Below are 16773 nucleotides of genomic sequence, written 5' to 3'. Positions count from 1 at the left end.
ACGCCCCTCGATAAGGGCTGTGCTCTTTTGTTGTTATTTATTTATTACTGGGACAAACGTTGTGCCAGTTCATACGTTTCCACGTCAAAATCTTTTTTCGTATTAACAACTTTATCAATATCAGTGAGGACAAGCTCACCTTTGATAATACCACAAGCTTTATCCGTCTCACCTGCAATCAGGCTACGAACGGCGAAGTCACCCAATCGACTTGCCAAGTTACGGTCGAATGGCGTTGGTGTACCTCCACGTTGAATGTGACCCAGCACCGTTACACGTGGTTCATACGTAGGGCAACGCTCCATTAATTCTTTTGCAACATCCTCACCTTTACCTACTCCCTCTGCAACGATGATGATACTGTGGCGTTTGCCATGAGCGAAGTTAGCTTTCATCCGATCTGCTACTTCATCCATGTCAAACGGTACTTCAGGAACGAGAATCGTTTCCGCACCAGAAGCAAGCCCTGCATGCAGAGCGATATCGCCGCAATGACGACCCATAACCTCAACAATAGAAGAACGCTCATGGGAAGACATCGTATCCCGCAATTTGTTAACTGCATCAACAACTACACTTACTGCTGTATCGAAGCCAATAGTGTAATCAGTGAATGAGATGTCGTTGTCAATCGTTCCTGGAAGACCCATTGTGTTGATGCCGAGCTTACTCAGCTTGTTGGCACCATTGTATGATCCGTCTCCACCGATAACAACCAAACCGTCGATGCCACGAGCACGAAGAATATCCGCTCCCTTTTCCTGACCTTCAGCTGTGTAGAACTCTTTACAACGCGCAGATTGTAGAACTGTTCCCCCGCGTTGGATGATATCACCGACACTACGGAGATCCATTGGGAAAATATCGTTGTTCAGAAGGCCTTGGTAACCACGCTGCACACCATATACCTCAAGACCGTGAAATAGTCCGCTGCGAACCACCGCACGAACGGCCGCGTTCATCCCTTGTGAGTCGCCACCGCTCGTTAAAACTGCGATTTTTTTTACTGCTGTCATGATGTTTCTTCCTCCTCTAGTTTCACTTCAGGCTCCCGCAACAAATCGCCTGACTTACATGTGCTTTCGAATCCAGCGACTGAAGATAAAGAAAAACACTCTTGTCATTGGACTATTCTTCATCAAACGCTTGGAAATGGCGCGAACTTCATGTTGTTCGCTTACTTTGGGATCAGACAGGTAAATGGCAAGTAATCCTTCAATGATCATTCGGTGAAAGGAGCTTCCCGGAATGTTCTGCACATCACTGCGCGCCATCTCCACAATAAAAGCAATTCGGTCCAGCATCGTCTCTACATTCTCATAGTAATTACAGAAGTTGAGATCTCCCCCGACACGATCCTCATCCTGGTCGATTAAATAATCGAGCATAATGTGTAATGCGCATACATGCGGAAAATAGGCGGTGTGGATTGAGGCTGCCTGTTCTTCAGTCAGCTGCTCATCGCTCGCAGCCAAAAACAGCATGAATACGCCCAGCGTAGAGCCAGTAGCGGCGGCAAATTCGTTCCAACGAAACTGAGGTGTGCGGTGACGATGCTCCGACCACCATTCGAGCAAAGCCGTTTCTCTCAGTTCCGGTTTGATATGCTTATATACCTGCAGGTCCGTGTATAGGCCTGCCAGATCCTGAATTTGAGGCTTGGCGGACGCATACCCAGGTAGCTGACGAGTCAACTCCTGACATGTAGTCACCAGATTCCGCAAGTACCCACCGTCATCCTGCTCCTCACGAAGAGCATAATAATTGACTGGTGTCGCCTCGGGATCTACCGCATCAAGCATGGATTGATGGAGCAGACGAAAGTCGTTCGGATCCATCGATGTGCTGCGGTCGCACAGATTGTCTAAATAATCACTGATTGTTTGGTAAGCAACAATTAGCGGAATTAAGATATGCCTCTTCGGCATATCGGGCAAAGCATAGACCGTACCGCCTTCGCAGTGGAATTGCTTGTCCCTGATGCTGGCGAGTGCCTGATTGCGCAATTCCTCATTCGGAATCTTCTCAGCCTCTTCACGCCACTCATCTAATTTTTTCCGCGTTTCCGGAATCGTGTACTTGTACACCTTTCTCATCAAATCCAATGAATTTCGTGGATATTGATGACGACTCTGATTTGATTGGCTCAAAATAAATGTGCCTCCACTTGGTTGATACGTATTAGAGCGATTTTTAACCAATCCTATTATAATATGAACCCCTTAATTGTACAAATGATGTAGCGCATAATCAGGGCAAAAAATCGCTTACACTGTCAAGGGTTTGTGATATACTAGCTTTATTTGAATCATCAAAGGAGTCCTTCACATGACGTCAAGTGAACCGCTCTCGTGGAGACGGTTATTTGCTTTTTTTGTGCCACTCGGCATATCTGCCTCTCTAGTCACCATCTCTCACGTTATCATCAACAGCACGCTTGCCCGCTCTGCTCACCCAGAGACGATCATTGCAAGCTATGCCATTGCCGGTAGCCTGCTTACTCTCACCGAACGCCCCTCGACCTTGTTACGGCAAACTTGCTCTGCACTCGTTCGGGACCGACTTTCTTTTCAAGCACTCACCTTTGTAACCAAAATATTTCTCGCCTGTGTCCTTTTGATCGGATTCGCCATTGTCTATTCCCCTATTGGTACAGGTGTTTTCAAATATTTATTTGGCGTTAGTCCTGATTTGTTATCCCATGTTATTGATGTTTATGAAATTTTGATGTACGTCAGTATTTTCTCTGTTATCCGTAACGTTTATCAAGGCATTATCATAACAAATAATCGAACGAAGTGGCTGACCATCGGCATGATCTTTCGATTAGCCGGGATGTACGGTCTGTCTCTCTATTTTATATATACTGATACGATTAATAGCGGACGTGTAGGTGCCATCATTTTTGCTGCAGGTATGATGATTGAGGCGTTGGTCAGCTTCATTGAGGGAAATAACATTAAACGAAATATGCCTGCAAAGCTCGAAGATCATCCCGTCGAAACGAGAAATGATGTATTTCGATTCTACAAACCTTTATTGCTGTCCAGCTTTGTCGCACTCTTCATCGGACCGGTCATTAATATCGTGCTTGGCAAAACAACGGGTATTGCTTTAGCGATCTCTTCCTTTGCTATTGCCAGCAGTTTGATGCAGCTGATGCTGAGCTTTTTTACGTACATTCACCAAATTGTGCTCAATTTCTATGAGATTGACGCGAAACTAGTCAAAAAATTTGCACTCGTCACCGGATTTATCCCTTTTGCCATGACCGTATCGATTGCATACACACCCCTAGGTCCATGGGTGATGGAAAATGTCATGAGTGTTCAGGGTACTCTGTTAGAGCAAAGTCTATGGACCTTGCGCGCCTTTGTGCTCTTTCCTCTGATCTCGCCTTTTCTCGATTACAGCAACGGGCTAATTTTATTACGAGGACAGACCAAAACGATGTTCCGCTCACAAACAGCCAATGCAATCTGCACGATCATCGTTCTGCTTATTCTAGTGAGCATCTTCCCGGCGTGGAATGGCATGATTGGAGCCGTCGCACAATCTCTGGGGTTACTCGCGGAACTAGTTATCGTATGGTTGGTTATTCGGCGTACGACCAAAGAACCTTCGATGTCTACTCGATCTTCTAGGAAGTCGACTTCACTCAAAGGTTAGTGCTGGAAAGTTATTTAGGATTGGAGTTTTCACAACATGAAATTAAGTCACAACGCCCGCCCAGATCAAACCTGGCTGCGGGCACTGATGTTCACTATTTTCGGTTCAACAGTACTGGTGGTTTCTTATTTCCAGCTATTCTTTAGCCACCTTGGTTTTTCTCGCGCAGAGATCGGTTACTTGTACGGGATCGGTCCACTTGTATCCGTATTCTCCAACATGTTCTGGAGTATGGCGAGTGATCGATATAAAACAGTGCGTAAAGTCATGATCATCTTGCTCGCAGGACAGTTTCTTACAGGTATTTTGCTAGCCAACGCAACAACATTTGGGGAAGTATTTATACTTGTGTCCTTATTTTACTTTTTCTATTATCCAATCTACCCACTTGCAGACACGATGGCGATTACAACCGCTAATAAATATGGTAGAAATTTTACGACCATTCGTGTGTTTGGTTCAATTGGGTATGCTTTCTTCGCTCTTACCATCGGCTACTTTCTCGGTTCGTTCGGAGTAGGTTGGACCATGTGGTTATGTATCGTCTTAGCTGGAACTACACTGCTCATCAGTTTGCGTTTACAGGATCAACCCTCCAGTGGTAGCACGAAGATGGAGCTTTCAGGGTTATGGGCTATTCTAAAACGCCGAGAGGTGCTGAGCTTTTTCGCCTGTGTTTTTTTGCTTGCCATGGGTCATCGAATGAATGAAGCCTTTCTCACCATTACGCTCAAAGAATTGGGCGCTGGCGAAGGCTTAATTGGCTGGTCACTACTGATCTCTTCTGTAAGCGAGATTCCAATCTTCATGTTGCTAAGCAAATACGGTAGTCGGTATAAGGAATTGCCGCTGATTGCCTTTGCTGCTCTAATGTATGCCCTACGTCTATTGCTGATGTCGATCTCTCATACGCCTGAAGCAGTGGTTGCGATTCAATTTATGCACAGTGTGACGTTCGGCATATTCTACGTTACCGCAGTTCGATACATTACCAACCTTGTACCGGATGAATACCGCGCCACAGGCATGGCTCTCTTTACGATCGTATGGTCAAGCTTAGCCGGTTTGCTTAGTGGAACACTAGGCGGACTACTGATTCAACATGCTGGTAGACAAACCTTTTATTTAACCGCGATGGCTTTCTCTCTAGCTGCGTTGCTTGGATTCGGCCTAAAGTTATTATTCAGCGGCACACGTCGAACAGGTTGATAAAGGTGAAGATCATTCAGATTCTCAGCAATCTGAATTAAATGCGTCAAATTACACATAATGATAAAGAATCATCAAAAAAAGCACAGCCTCCAAGGTGGGGACTGTGCTTGTGTTCTTATATTCAGCTATAAGTCATTTATAAGAAGTCCGTTGACCGGAAATATTCTTACAATTTAGTTACGTTAGCTGCTTGAGGACCACGGTTTCCATCAGTGATTTCGAATTCTACCGCTTGACCTTCTTCCAATGTTTTAAAGCCGTCGCCTTGGATTGCGGAGAAATGTACGAATACGTCCTCGCCGCCTTCAACTGAAATAAAGCCATAGCCTTTTTCTGCATTAAACCATTTAACTGTACCTTTCAAATGAACAACCTCCTAAAAATATCGCCATCTATGGCGAATACCCTTATTATACTGTAAGCCCCTCCATTTTGCAATTTTTCTTTTTTATAAATCCCGAAAAAATTTGCTTTGAATCGTAGGGTACGGTATCATTTTACCAAAACCGTTAGTTTGGAGACTACCTATGATAAAAAAACATGAAATATACAAAACAGACAAATGGAATATGATGACTGTAGAAGTACAGGGCAAGTATCTCGTGCTTCGTGAAATCTCGGAAGAATGGGGCGAGGAATGTCATACGTTCTTAAGCCGTCCAGCCTTAATGCATTGGGCTGAACGCCGTTTCCCAAAAGCCGATTTCGAGAACCGTGAGGATGAATGGCGCCAGCTTATGGCTGCCTTCAAAGAGGTCTAGATTGATGCAGCTCGATTCAAGTAATGTCGTCATATTTATTATTCTCGCCTTTTCCCTAGGAATTGTGCTGATTCTGGGACGTAATTCCATCCCGGATCGACTGAGAAGAGGCATGGCCCTGATCGCCACTCTTATGATTTGCTTTGCTTTCTTCCTAATTGTATATTTCCTCTACAATATGGGGGCTTAGCTTTTCAAATATTTCAACGTGTACCAGGTCATACTATACGAAATATTGGTATGACTGAGGAGGAAATACGTTGAACTACCGCAGATCATTCGCTATTTTGCTGGTACTTAGCTTAATTCCTTCGTCTCTGCCCATTTCAGCGGTCGAGGCGAAGACTGTTTCATCCATAGATTCATCATTACCATTAAGGAGGATTCCCATGAGTCAATTATTGAAACGTTCCGAGGTACCAACTGAACATACTTGGAAACTGGAAGATTTGTTTGCCGATCAGAAAGCTTGGGATCAAGAGTATGAAGAAGTCTCTTCTTTGACGAAGAAAGCCTCCGAGTTTCAAGGCAAACTGGATAAACCCGAAGCATTAAACGCATGTTTCGAGCTGGAAGATGAGGTATCTCTCAAAATCGAGCGTCTTTTTGTGTACGCACGCATGCACCAAGATGAAGACACAGCTAATCCTACATATCAAAACCTTTCCCAAAAAGCGCAAAAGCTGAGTGTTCAAGTTGGGGAAGCCCTCTCGTTTGTAACACCTGAGATTTTGGCACTTCCAGACGATCAACTGGATGCATTAATTGCTGATGAGCAACTTAAAGCTTACAAGTTCACTTTAGAAGAAATGAAACGGGAAAAAGCGCATGTTCTGAGCAAAACAGAGGAAGCTTTACTGGCTCAAGTGGGTAACCTCTCTCAAGCTCCGCAAACGATTTTTAGCATGTTGAACAATGCCGATCTCAAATTCCCAAAAATTAAGGATGAACAAGGAAATGAAGTTGAACTGACACATGGCAGTTACATTCAATTCCTAGAAAATCCGAACCGTGAAGTTCGCGAACGCGCTTTTAAGGCGGTATATGAAACATATGGCAAACAAAAAAATACGATTGCTGCTGCCCTGAATGCCAATGTAACCAAAAATATGTTTTATTCAGACGTACGCAAGTATCCTTCTGTTCTGGAAATGTCCCTCTACGGCGACAACATTCCGAAGGATGTATACACAAACCTCGTGGATACCATTCACGAAAGCCTTCCTTTGCTGCACCGTTACATGGATCTGCGTAAGAAATTGCTTGGTGTTGATCAATTGCATATGTATGATCTGTTCGCTCCACTCGTAGATGAGTACAAGATGGATATCACCTATGATGAAGCCAAACAAATCGTCAAAGATGGCTTGAAGCCACTGGGGCAGGATTATGCTGATACACTTCAGGCAGGTTATGATAATCGCTGGATCGATGTATATGAGAATGAAAATAAACGCTCAGGCGCTTATGCATGGGGAGCTTACGGCACGCACCCTTATGTCCTGCTCAATCACAAGGATAATCTGAACAGCATGTTTACACTTGCTCATGAAATGGGTCATGCGCTGCATTCTCATTACTCAGATACAACGCTTCCGTACCGTGATGCGCAATACACCATCTTCCTTGCTGAAGTTGCATCGACCACGAACGAAGCATTGTTGATGGATTATCTATTGAACAAATCAACCGATCCAAAAGAGAAGTTGTATCTATTAACTTATTATGCAGATCAATTCCGTACTACGGTCTTCCGTCAAACGATGTTTGCCGAATTCGAGAAGATCATTCATGAACGTGCGGAGCAAGGCGATGCGCTCACTCCACAGCTGCTATCCGAGATTTATTATGATCTGAACGTACAATATCATGGTAAAGACATGGCAGTAGACAAAGAAATTGAAATGGAATGGGCTCGTATTCCCCACTTCTATAACAGCTTCTACGTTTACAAATATGCTACAGGCTTCTCAGCTGCAACTAGCTTCTCGAAGCAAATTCTGGAAGAGGGTCAGCCTGCAGTAGATCGCTATCTCGGTTTCCTGAAGAGTGGCGGTAGCGATTACTCCATCAACATCCTGAAAAAAGCTGGTGTGGATATGTCCTCACCGCAGCCGATCCGTGAAGCTATGAGCGTCTTCAAAGAATTGATCGAGCAGATGGAGGAATTAACCAAATAAGGTTGTTGTTCCATCCTTACGACCTGCATCCCTTGCCCATTCGGGCAGGGGATTTTATAATCATTGCAGGATACAACCTCAGGCTAATGGGGTAATGTATCTTAGTCCTGAATTGTTCAACAAGGAGGCACCACCATGAAAATGCAATGGGCGCTTATCGCAGGTCTTGTTTTTGCACTCTTAACCGGAATATTTGCTGTCATTAATGTGAATTCGGTAGAGGTTAACCTGCTCTTTAACACGTTCCAAATCCCGCTAATTCTACTGATTCTCGGCTGTACGCTGATCGGTGGAATTATTGTAGGGTCATACGGCATCTATCGCCAATATCGACTGCAACGTGAGAACAAACAGTTGAAGCTACGCGTAGCTGAATTAGAGAATGCCGCACCCACATCAAGCACTGACACGTTCGATTCCTACGCTTCAATGGATACATTTGAAACAACTGAACCGGAAAGTTCTGTTGCTAATGACTCTATCGAAAGCCAGCGTAAAGGAAATCCTACAGGTACGTTGTAAAAAACAGGCAGCCTGCTGGCCTAAGGAATGGGTGAGCTCCAACATTCCTGCCAGACAGGCTGTATTTGTTCCACAACAATGATTTTTAAGGAGGAAGTTATACCATGTCTTTTACGATTAATGAATCCTATGTCTTAACTTTGCTTAAAAAAATGCTAGATACACCGAGTCCAAGTGGATATACACACCACATCATCGAGATGATTCGTGAGGAAGCAGACAAATTATCCATTCCTTTTGAATTAAACAATAAAGGCGGAGCGATCCTTACGCTGGCTGGACAAGATTCATCCAAAACGATTGGACTTAGCGCACACGTTGACACCCTAGGTGCAATGGTACGCTCAATTACTTCCTACGGCACTTTGAAACTAACATCTGTTGGCGGATTCTCCATGCAGAGTATTGAAAATGAATACTGCACGATTCATACTCGGGATGGTAGAAGCTACACAGGCACGATTCTCTCTCTTCATCCCTCTGTACACGTCTATCCCGATGCACGTACCTTCGAACGTAAAGAGAGTAACATGGAAGTTCGAATTGACGAAGTCGTTAATTCCAAGGAGGATGTATTAGGACTAGGTATCTGTGTCGGAGACTTCATTTCCTTCGATGCCAGAGCTGTCATTACACCAAGTGGTTATATCAAATCAAGACATCTTGATGATAAAGCCAGCGTAGCTGCCTTATTTGGCATACTGGAGTCTGCTCACCGCGAGGGCTGGAAGCCTCTACATAACGTGTCATTGTTAATCTCCAACTACGAAGAAGTGGGGCACGGAGCATCCTATATCCCTGCCGAGATTAGCGAAATGATCGCTGTAGATATGGGAGCTATGGGTGATGATCTCAGCTGTAAAGAAACCGATGTATCGATCTGTGCCAAGGATTCTTCGGGTCCATACGACTATGAGATGACAAGCCGCTTAATCGAGCTAGCAAAAGTGAGCAACATGGATTATGTCATCGACATTTATCCACAATATGGATCAGACGGTTCCGCTGCGTTACGTGCCGGCAACAACATTCGAGCTGCACTCATTGGCCCAGGGGTTCACGCCTCTCACTCCATGGAGCGTACTCATAAAGACGCAGTGTTAAACACCGCGCGATTGCTCACGGCATATATAACAACCAAATAAGCTAAACGTCATACAATAGGCAATTTCATAATGTAAAAAGAAGCACTTACCATCTTCTGTCCGTCTTATCAAGTTGAATAATCAGTAACCGGTATTTAACGTAAATAGGGTACGTCTTGCACCATAACTTCATGGATAGCAAGGCGTACCCTATTTTAGATTTTTTTATAGAATATAGGAGCATGAAGCTAATAGGCAAGCTCAATATGTTGATGATAACGACGCTCCAAGCTTTCCTTGCTTGCCTGATGTGCACGTATTTCATTTTTGAGCACATGCATGGTACGACGAATCGTACTTTGTCCTTCCTGCACCTGAGATTCAGCTTTACGAATTTTGTCCTGAACCATCCAATCCACGAAGAGGTTATCGAAAAAATAATCAGCGAACGATAGTAAGCCTCCGAGTTCTAAATCGGCTTTGACCGCCATTTTGACATCATCCAGCTCCTTCTGAAAACGTTTCAGATGTCGTCCGGCTTCATTGATGGCAGATTGTGCATCATCCATCCGACTACGCTTAATATGAGTAGATATCATACCGCCACCCATCATGTCGTACACTCCCCAGTTCCCTGCCGACTTCAAAGCCTCTGCCGCACGATCCAAGGCGAGCATTAGACGTTTACCTTCTCGCTCCGCCTCCTGTAGCTCCTTCAATTCCCCGATGACATGCTCGCGATCCTCTGCCATCTGTTGCAGCTCATGATCTCTGGCGAGCAGGTGGTGCTCCTTCTTGCCCCATAGCTGCTTGTAATCACTTTCCCAAAATTGAAGTTCGCGTTGTCCATCCAGCTCACGCTGCACCTGCAACCGCTGTTCTTGAACATCCTGTAACATCCGGTATGCCGTATCATACTCAGCTTTGCTCTCCATGAGCTCCAGCTCTTCCTTCTCTAACCGTTCCTGTTTCTTACCAATTAAATTATAGAAAAATGCCGACAATGTCATGCTATTAAGACGATCTACATCGCTTTGTTCCTTTTCCAAATGCTCCATGCGCCGCTCTACTTTCGCTTTCCACTCGTTCTCTTCCTCGTTTAGTTTCGCGAGCCTACTCTTCCACTTCTCGTAAATTCTCCCCTTTTCCTTCAGAATCGCCAATTGCTCATTCAATTCTTTATAACTCATGTGGTACCGGCTCCCTCCTATGGAATTCTTTACTTATTACAACGTAATGAAAGGAGAAACGTTTCATAATAATGCAATTCACATTTTCGGAGAGATCAAATAAGTTCATCCAAAAATGCGGACAATGATCACCTCCGACTATAACGATGGATGAGTACTTAAACGGTGTGACAGCCAATTATTCAGCCAATCACTTGTCATGATTTCGTTATTTAGACAGCAAGGAATACGAAACATAGCGTCGAATAAAAAAATAATATGTTAGTTTCTTCCTGTTTGTTTCTTGAAATAGAGACGATCTTGGTCAGGTCTTGGTGAGGTATCGTTTGCTTGTGAAGCAACTGAATTTCTTCCCACTTTATTCTGGAGGTAATTTTAATGAATATTGAGCAAAGAAGGACTTGGAACGAAAACCATAAGCAATTAACCGAAATCATTTTAAATGCAAATGAACATGTTCCAACGATTAAGCTTTTTCTCGATCACCATGCCTTGTTATACTCATCGAAAATGAGTAAGGATCGTATCCATACCTTAGAGGACATTGTTCTAGAACATATGGATGAAAGTAACTTAAGGAAGTATCCCGTACGCGCTCGAGATACAAAAAATTCAATCGTATGGCATCTCTGGCATATCGCAAGAGTTGAGGACATAACAATGAATATTTTAGTTGCTGACAGTCAACAGGTACTTCATTCTGATCAATGGCTACAAAAAATGAACATCCGTTTTTCCCATAGCGGAAACAGTATGAGTGATGATGATATTGCAGAATTAAGTTCACTGATCAATATAGAATCATTGTTAGAATATAGGATCGCCGTAGGAAAACAAACCCGACAAATCGTTTCGTCACTGCAGCCAGGCGAGTTTAGAAATAAAGTACAAGATAGTAGGATTAAAAAGTTGTTTGATGAAAAGGCTATTCTTCAAGAAGCAAGTGGTATTGCTGAATATTGGAGCAAGAAAACAATCGCCGGACTTGTACTAATGCCAGCGACAAGACATAATTTTTTACATTTGAATAAATGCGTTCGCATTAAAGATCAGCTGAAAAAGGAAATGAAACAATTAAACCGACTTAAATAACCTAGCCTGAATAGAAAAAGCCCTTTTTCACAGGCAACATCATGTTGCGTTTGAAAAAAGGCTACAGTTTCAGGGTTTAATTCAACTTTTGTTTGAACTTTCAAGCTATGAGCTTGCACTTACCATTCTAGTTAAGAAGCAAAGCAATCTTACGATTTGTTTTGCTCAATTTGCTCTGCCAATTCATTCAAGTACGTCCAACGCTCCATCAGTTCTTCTAGATGACGCTCGGCCTCTGCCTGTTCCGCCATCAACTCCTGCAGACGGGCGGAGTCACTGAAGGCTGCCTCCATATCGGTATTAATTCGAGCCAGATTAGCTTCAGCCTTCTCAATATTCTCATCAATTTGATCATATTCACGTTGTTCCTTGAAGCTGAATTTCAGCTTAGGCTTCGCTGTAGAAGTAGCCGACTTACGCTCATCCGTTGAAGATTTGGAATCAACATTCTCCACCCCACTTTTTGTCTGAGAGGACGCAGCCGTAGTAGATGTCACGTTTTTTAACATCCATTCCGCATACTCACTATAGTCGCCCACATGAACCCTTACAGCACCTTCACCTTCAAAGGAGAGAACCTTATCTACCGTACGATCCAAGAAGTATCGATCATGGGATACGACGAAGACAACGCCAGGGAAATCATCCAGATAATCTTCTAGTACAGCCAAAGTCTGAATATCCAAGTCATTCGTTGGCTCATCGAGCAATAAAACGTTAGGTGCAGCCATTAATACACGAAGCAAATATAGTCTACGCTTCTCCCCACCCGACAACCGAGAGATTGGCGTCCATTGAGCTGTTGGGGTAAATAGGAAACGTTCTAACATCTGCGAAGCGGTAATTAGCGAGCCATCAGCCGTTTTCACGTTCTCGGCAACTTCCTTAATGTACTCAATAACCCGCAATGTTTCATCCATCTCCTGATGTTCCTGTGTGAAGTAACCGAGATTAACGGTTGGCCCCAAAGAAACCTCACCTGCGTCCGGTTCCAGCTTACCGGAAATCATCTGTAACAGCGTCGATTTACCACTACCATTCGGACCAACGATCCCCACTCGATCTCCTGGTACAGCGATGTAACTCAGATCTTCAATCAGTTTACGTCCACCTGCTGATTTGGATAAATGCTCAATCTCTAGAATCTTCTTCCCTAGACGGGTCGAGCCAACCGAAACGTCCATTGAACCGGAGCGGTTCAGCCCTTGTTGATCCTTCAATTGCTCATAGCGATCAATTCTCGCTTTTTGTTTGGTTGTACGAGCTTTTGCACCACGTCGAATCCAAGCAAGCTCTGTACGCAGCAGATTTTGCCGCTTCTGCTCGGATGCTGACTCACGTTCTTCTCGCTCTGCTTTTAATTCTAGGAAACGCGTATAGTTCGCTTCGTACCGGAATAATCGTCCATGATCTAGCTCAAGCATCACATTAGCAACACGATCGAGGAAGTACCTATCATGCGTAATCATCAAGAGAGCTCCACGACGTTTTTGCAAATATTGCTCTAGCCACACAACAGAGTCATTATCAATATGGTTGGTTGGCTCATCCAAAATAAGCAGCTCACACGGATGAATTAACGCAGAAGCTAGAGCTACCCTTTTACGCTGTCCTCCAGATAATGTGCCCATACGTGCGTCGAATTGTCGAATGCCCAGCTTGGATAGAATGCTTTTGGCTTCGCTCTCCATCTGCCAGGTCTGGAGGTGTTCCATCTGTTGATTCAAACGCATCAGTCGCTCTTGCAAGGCAGGATCGGAAGAATTAAGTTCCAGTAATTCCATCGTCTCGGTATATTCACGCACTGTCTTCATCTCAGGGCTGTCGCCTTCAAATACTTGTTGCAGTACGGTATTGTCTGGATTAAATTGAGGATTTTGCGCTAGAAATTGAATGCGTACATCATTCCCGATGGCAATCTGTCCATCATCCGCAGGTTCAATACCTGCTATTACACGTAGAAACGTTGACTTTCCTGTTCCATTTACCCCAACGACACCAATCTTATCTTGATCCCCCATACCAAATGAGGCATCCTTGAACAATATTTTTTCGCCATAGCTTTTGGAAATTTGCTCTACAGTCATTATGTTCATCGTTTGTACCTACTTCTCTGTAAATTGATATTCTATATATCTTGTTACTACGTTCTATACTTGAATAAACGAACGGCAGCCATCCAGGAACAGTGCCGCTGCAAAGGAAATGCGTTTGTTCAGATCATCCTCGTTAAACTCAGGATTAAGCATAATGTCCATTTTCAGCCGATCCAGAATTCCTATATAAGCCTCAGCTAAGAGCACAGGCTCAGGTACATTGGCGCTTTTCAGCACCTCACATACCATACTCATATATTCATTCATGAACCCCTTCATAAACTTCATCAGATCAGGGTCATTGTTAGGTGCCATAAAAAATAGTTTCGTATGATTACGCCGCTCATAATAATAAGTTAAGTGCGTTTTCGCGATAGCACCAAGCTTGTCACCCGTATTATCATTGGATTTCAAAGCATAATCAAGACGGCTAATAAAGCTATTACAGTCCCGCTTCGATACAGCAATAAATAATTGTTCCTTGCTTTTGAAATATAAATAAATCGTGCCCTTTGCAATGCCGGCCTCATCTGCAATATCGGACATCTTGGTCTCATAAAATCCTTTTGAACCAAAGATACCATAAGCCGCATCCAAAATAGCCTCTGATTTGTCTCCTTGAACAGTACTCAACAGTACTCCCTCCCTACAACGCCAAAATAATCCCCAATACAATAGCCAAACATCCGCCAATAAGCGAGCTTAGCACGTTTACCAGATCGTTACTCATCCATGACCATCCACGTGAATGCACTGTAGAATGACCGCAATGTTCAGCAACCTCCACCTCGCGTCCACACACTGTACAACGGTACATATGCTGGAGCGTCGCTCCTAGATAAGAATCTGCAAATGCGCCTCCAAGACCACCGACTAGTCCAACACTCATCCAACCGAACAAGCCTAGTCCTTCCAGTCCTGCAATCCAAGAAAAGAAAAACGCACCTAATCCAATTAAGGCTCCACCCACAGCAGCAGCCATAGTTCCTAGCCAGGATACGCCTCCCGAAGTACCGGGTGTAAGCACCTTCCATGTCACTACTGAGCGTGGTGGTCTACGACTCAAACTTCCCCACTCCGTTGCCCATGTATCCGATGTAACGGTAGCCATTACACCGATAAATGCATACATCCAGAATGGATGTGGAGCAATCCAGTTTGCTAGACATAGCACCATGCCTATACCACCGTTAGCCAGCACTTGACCAGCGTCCCGGTTTCCTGTTTTGGCATAGGACTTCTCCAGCTCCTGCTTGCGATCCTTATGATATTTGGAGAGTAGCGTTGAGGTGATGAAAAATAATAGCAGCGTTCCAAACCAGAACAGGTTACCTGCCCCATAATAAATCGTTCCCATCAACACAGCCGCAAGACTGCCAGATTGGGTGAGTGATTTTTTTCGGTAGGCTGCTCCAGCTACGATTAAAGCGCACACCGCGCCAATGATCCAGTTCATACATTCTCCTGCACATGGTAGCTCACAGCGCCCACATGACGTCATTTATATTTTTGAAATCTAATTATACCACGGTTTGATCCTAATGCCGAAATACGAACTCACCAGCCGAATAAGCGAAGAAACCTCGCTTAAGATATGGAATTCATTACCACACAGGTTTTATCTCTATTTAAGTTTGAGTTCAGGTTTTTCAATTACACTATATCTAGAGCAAGTACATACCAAATGAACTATAATTCCAAATTGAAATGAGGATGACCTTTATGAATATGAAACGTGTAATCATTGTTGGTACGATGATTGTAACGATGTCTTTTGCCGGAACAGCTTGGAGTAAGTCCGCCATTACACCGATTCCCCTTGCCAAATGGTCTATTATCAGTATGAATGCAACGGATCAGAGTGAACAGAATGAGGATGCATTGCTTCATGCTCTTAATCAAACTACGGACGCCGAATTCGTTCGAGATTTGTATGCCGGTAAATCGCTACGAATGATCGCTGAGCAAAACGATGGTGATATCGATGCGGTCATCGCTCTACAAGTTACCCAGCTTAGCAAACAGTTGGATGAGCGACTTGCGAATGGAAGTATCAGCTTGGAACAGTATACTGCACAACAATCAGAACTCATATCATTGGTAACTGAGAGCGCTAATACCTCATACCTACCCATATAAGTGCAGCAGACATTTAGCGGGCTCGAACAGCACTCCCAATCTCATTGGCATATAAAAAAGGAGCGTTTGCACGCCCCTCTTGTTATTAATGTTACTCTCAATCAAATGCTCTATGTTTAATTAGCTGCTACAATCGTACACTTACCAACCGACTCGCCATTCCAAGTGAGTTCAAGTACATCGCCAGCTACAGTTGATCCGACACCCTCGGGTGTACCGGTGAAAATGACATCACCTTCTCCAAGACCGTAGTGTTGTCCCACGTAGTCCACAATCGTCTGGAGATCGAAAATCATATTACGAATATTACCGCGCTGAACCTCTTCACCATTTTTACTCAGCGTAAAATCAGCCTTTTGTAATGAATCTACATCTGTGAAGGTTTGAAACTCCGTGATCGGCGCTGAATTTTTGAAACCTTTGGCCGCAGTCCATGGGTGACCCTTCTTCTTAATCACCGACTGTACGTCACGTAATGTAAAATCGATACCGAAAGCATACGCATCAACTAGATCCAGAATAGAGCCTCCTGGCTGGTAGTTCTGTCCGATCCGAATCACTAATTCGGCTTCATAGTGTACTTCACCTTTGGTAGAAGGCAATGCCATTGCTTCTCCATTAAGCGGCACAACCGCATGAGAAGGTTTCATAAAAATCATCGGCTCATCTGGTACCGCGTTACCCAATTCTTCAGCATGCAGTTTATAATTGCGTCCTACACAGTATACGTTACGAATATTTGTCAGCATCGTTAGATAACCACCTTTACCAGATTCATTAGCACAGATTAAGAATGTATTTTACTATTTCATATAAATACATATTAT

The 16773-nt window shown here is 43.9% G+C and carries 17 protein-coding genes; 9 read left to right on the top strand and 8 right to left on the bottom strand.

The features are described from left to right. Positions 1 to 44: 44 nt before the first annotated feature. Both pfkA and M3636_RS14385 read right to left on the bottom strand, forming a co-directional pair. Positions 45 to 1016, bottom strand: a complete 972-nt coding sequence (pfkA, locus tag M3636_RS14390) for a 6-phosphofructokinase (RefSeq protein ID WP_145409405.1) — start codon at positions 1014 to 1016, stop codon at positions 45 to 47. A 54-nt stretch (positions 1017 to 1070) separates the two neighbouring features. Further along, on the bottom strand, positions 1071 to 2150 hold the full coding sequence (locus tag M3636_RS14385) for a tetraprenyl-beta-curcumene synthase family protein (RefSeq protein ID WP_174715278.1): 1080 nt from the start codon (positions 2148 to 2150) through the stop codon (positions 1071 to 1073). Positions 2151 to 2328: 178 nt separating this feature from the next. Between M3636_RS14385 and M3636_RS14380 the strand changes: the two genes are divergently transcribed. Then, entirely contained in the window at positions 2329 to 3669 is a 1341-nt protein-coding gene (locus M3636_RS14380; RefSeq protein WP_128101256.1) for a polysaccharide biosynthesis protein, read from the top strand. Positions 3670 to 3705: 36 nt separating this feature from the next. Next, the gene (locus M3636_RS14375) at positions 3706 to 4878 is read left to right on the top strand and encodes an MFS transporter (RefSeq protein WP_128101255.1); all 1173 of its coding nucleotides are present in this window, start codon (positions 3706 to 3708) and stop codon (positions 4876 to 4878) included. A 169-nt stretch (positions 4879 to 5047) separates the two neighbouring features. Here M3636_RS14375 and M3636_RS14370 read toward each other — a convergent pair whose 3' ends face one another. Then, entirely contained in the window at positions 5048 to 5245 is a 198-nt protein-coding gene (locus M3636_RS14370; protein ID WP_056700251.1) for a cold shock domain-containing protein, read from the bottom strand. Between the two features lie 163 nt (positions 5246 to 5408). Between M3636_RS14370 and M3636_RS14365 the strand changes: the two genes are divergently transcribed. The 5 genes from M3636_RS14365 to M3636_RS14345 all read left to right on the top strand — a co-directional run bounded on the left by M3636_RS14365 (position 5409) and on the right by M3636_RS14345 (position 9489). Further along, positions 5409 to 5642 (top strand): hypothetical protein, encoded by a 234-nt coding sequence (locus M3636_RS14365; protein ID WP_056700248.1) that lies wholly within the window; start codon positions 5409 to 5411, stop codon positions 5640 to 5642. Between the two features lie 4 nt (positions 5643 to 5646). Further along, positions 5647 to 5832, top strand: a complete 186-nt coding sequence (locus M3636_RS14360) for a hypothetical protein (RefSeq protein WP_056700245.1) — start codon at positions 5647 to 5649, stop codon at positions 5830 to 5832. A 199-nt stretch (positions 5833 to 6031) separates the two neighbouring features. Then, complete coding sequence (gene pepF, locus M3636_RS14355) at positions 6032 to 7822, top strand: oligoendopeptidase F (RefSeq protein ID WP_128101254.1); 1791 nt, start codon at positions 6032 to 6034, stop codon at positions 7820 to 7822. Positions 7823 to 7957: 135 nt separating this feature from the next. Then, positions 7958 to 8344: a LapA family protein gene (locus M3636_RS14350; protein ID WP_128101253.1), complete on the top strand. Its 387-nt coding sequence runs from the start codon at positions 7958 to 7960 to the stop codon at positions 8342 to 8344. A gap of 104 nt (positions 8345 to 8448) precedes the next feature. Next, positions 8449 to 9489 (top strand): M42 family metallopeptidase, encoded by a 1041-nt coding sequence (locus tag M3636_RS14345; RefSeq protein WP_128101252.1) that lies wholly within the window; start codon positions 8449 to 8451, stop codon positions 9487 to 9489. Positions 9490 to 9677: 188 nt separating this feature from the next. Here the strand turns inward: M3636_RS14345 and M3636_RS14340 are convergent, their stop codons facing one another. Further along, on the bottom strand, positions 9678 to 10619 hold the full coding sequence (locus tag M3636_RS14340) for a hypothetical protein (protein WP_251382964.1): 942 nt from the start codon (positions 10617 to 10619) through the stop codon (positions 9678 to 9680). A gap of 378 nt (positions 10620 to 10997) precedes the next feature. Between M3636_RS14340 and M3636_RS14335 the strand changes: the two genes are divergently transcribed. Further along, entirely contained in the window at positions 10998 to 11711 is a 714-nt protein-coding gene (locus M3636_RS14335; RefSeq protein WP_251382963.1) for a DinB family protein, read from the top strand. A 149-nt stretch (positions 11712 to 11860) separates the two neighbouring features. On the opposite strand, the gene M3636_RS14330 is transcribed toward M3636_RS14335, so the two are convergent. Genes M3636_RS14330 through M3636_RS14320 form a run of 3 tightly spaced genes read right to left on the bottom strand, consistent with a single transcriptional unit; the run spans position 11861 to position 15263 of the window. Beyond that, complete coding sequence (locus M3636_RS14330; protein ID WP_251382962.1) at positions 11861 to 13807, bottom strand: ABC-F family ATP-binding cassette domain-containing protein; 1947 nt, start codon at positions 13805 to 13807, stop codon at positions 11861 to 11863. A gap of 54 nt (positions 13808 to 13861) precedes the next feature. Further along, a complete protein-coding gene (locus tag M3636_RS14325; RefSeq protein WP_128101248.1) occupies positions 13862 to 14440 on the bottom strand; it encodes a TetR/AcrR family transcriptional regulator in 579 nt (192 codons plus the stop codon). A gap of 13 nt (positions 14441 to 14453) precedes the next feature. Next, the gene (locus M3636_RS14320; RefSeq protein WP_128101247.1) at positions 14454 to 15263 is read right to left on the bottom strand and encodes a DUF92 domain-containing protein; all 810 of its coding nucleotides are present in this window, start codon (positions 15261 to 15263) and stop codon (positions 14454 to 14456) included. Between the two features lie 266 nt (positions 15264 to 15529). Here M3636_RS14320 and M3636_RS14315 point away from each other — a divergent pair, with 266 nt between their 5' ends. After that, on the top strand, positions 15530 to 15946 hold the full coding sequence (locus M3636_RS14315) for a hypothetical protein (RefSeq protein ID WP_251382961.1): 417 nt from the start codon (positions 15530 to 15532) through the stop codon (positions 15944 to 15946). A gap of 116 nt (positions 15947 to 16062) precedes the next feature. On the opposite strand, the gene M3636_RS14310 is transcribed toward M3636_RS14315, so the two are convergent. After that, entirely contained in the window at positions 16063 to 16695 is a 633-nt protein-coding gene (locus tag M3636_RS14310; protein ID WP_251382960.1) for a fumarylacetoacetate hydrolase family protein, read from the bottom strand. Positions 16696 to 16773: the final 78 nt, after the last annotated feature.

The sequence above is a fragment of the Paenibacillus sp. MER 99-2 genome (assembly GCF_023714095.1).
In the GTDB taxonomy this organism is placed as follows: domain Bacteria; phylum Bacillota; class Bacilli; order Paenibacillales; family Paenibacillaceae; genus Paenibacillus.
This window is presented reverse-complemented; position numbering and strand designations above follow the sequence as displayed.

What these genes read in the sequence shown, in the direction of transcription:
- M3636_RS14365 (WP_056700248.1), top strand. Translation starts at nt 5,409, where the DNA reads ATGATAAAAAAACATGAAATATACAAAACAGACAAATGGAATATGATG.
- M3636_RS14380 (WP_128101256.1), top strand. Translation starts at nt 2,329, where the DNA reads ATGACGTCAAGTGAACCGCTCTCGTGGAGACGGTTATTTGCTTTTTTT.
- M3636_RS14340 (WP_251382964.1), bottom strand. Translation starts at nt 10,619, where the DNA reads ATGAGTTATAAAGAATTGAATGAGCAATTGGCGATTCTGAAGGAAAAG.
- M3636_RS14375 (WP_128101255.1), top strand. Translation starts at nt 3,706, where the DNA reads ATGAAATTAAGTCACAACGCCCGCCCAGATCAAACCTGGCTGCGGGCA.
- M3636_RS14360 (WP_056700245.1), top strand. Translation starts at nt 5,647, where the DNA reads ATGCAGCTCGATTCAAGTAATGTCGTCATATTTATTATTCTCGCCTTT.
- M3636_RS14330 (WP_251382962.1), bottom strand. Translation starts at nt 13,807, where the DNA reads ATGAACATAATGACTGTAGAGCAAATTTCCAAAAGCTATGGCGAAAAA.
- M3636_RS14345 (WP_128101252.1), top strand. Translation starts at nt 8,449, where the DNA reads ATGTCTTTTACGATTAATGAATCCTATGTCTTAACTTTGCTTAAAAAA.
- M3636_RS14310 (WP_251382960.1), bottom strand. Translation starts at nt 16,695, where the DNA reads ATGCTGACAAATATTCGTAACGTATACTGTGTAGGACGCAATTATAAA.
- pfkA (WP_145409405.1), bottom strand. Translation starts at nt 1,016, where the DNA reads ATGACAGCAGTAAAAAAAATCGCAGTTTTAACGAGCGGTGGCGACTCA.
- M3636_RS14320 (WP_128101247.1), bottom strand. Translation starts at nt 15,263, where the DNA reads ATGAACTGGATCATTGGCGCGGTGTGCGCTTTAATCGTAGCTGGAGCA.
- pepF (WP_128101254.1), top strand. Translation starts at nt 6,032, where the DNA reads ATGAGTCAATTATTGAAACGTTCCGAGGTACCAACTGAACATACTTGG.
- M3636_RS14335 (WP_251382963.1), top strand. Translation starts at nt 10,998, where the DNA reads ATGAATATTGAGCAAAGAAGGACTTGGAACGAAAACCATAAGCAATTA.
- M3636_RS14315 (WP_251382961.1), top strand. Translation starts at nt 15,530, where the DNA reads ATGAATATGAAACGTGTAATCATTGTTGGTACGATGATTGTAACGATG.
- M3636_RS14350 (WP_128101253.1), top strand. Translation starts at nt 7,958, where the DNA reads ATGAAAATGCAATGGGCGCTTATCGCAGGTCTTGTTTTTGCACTCTTA.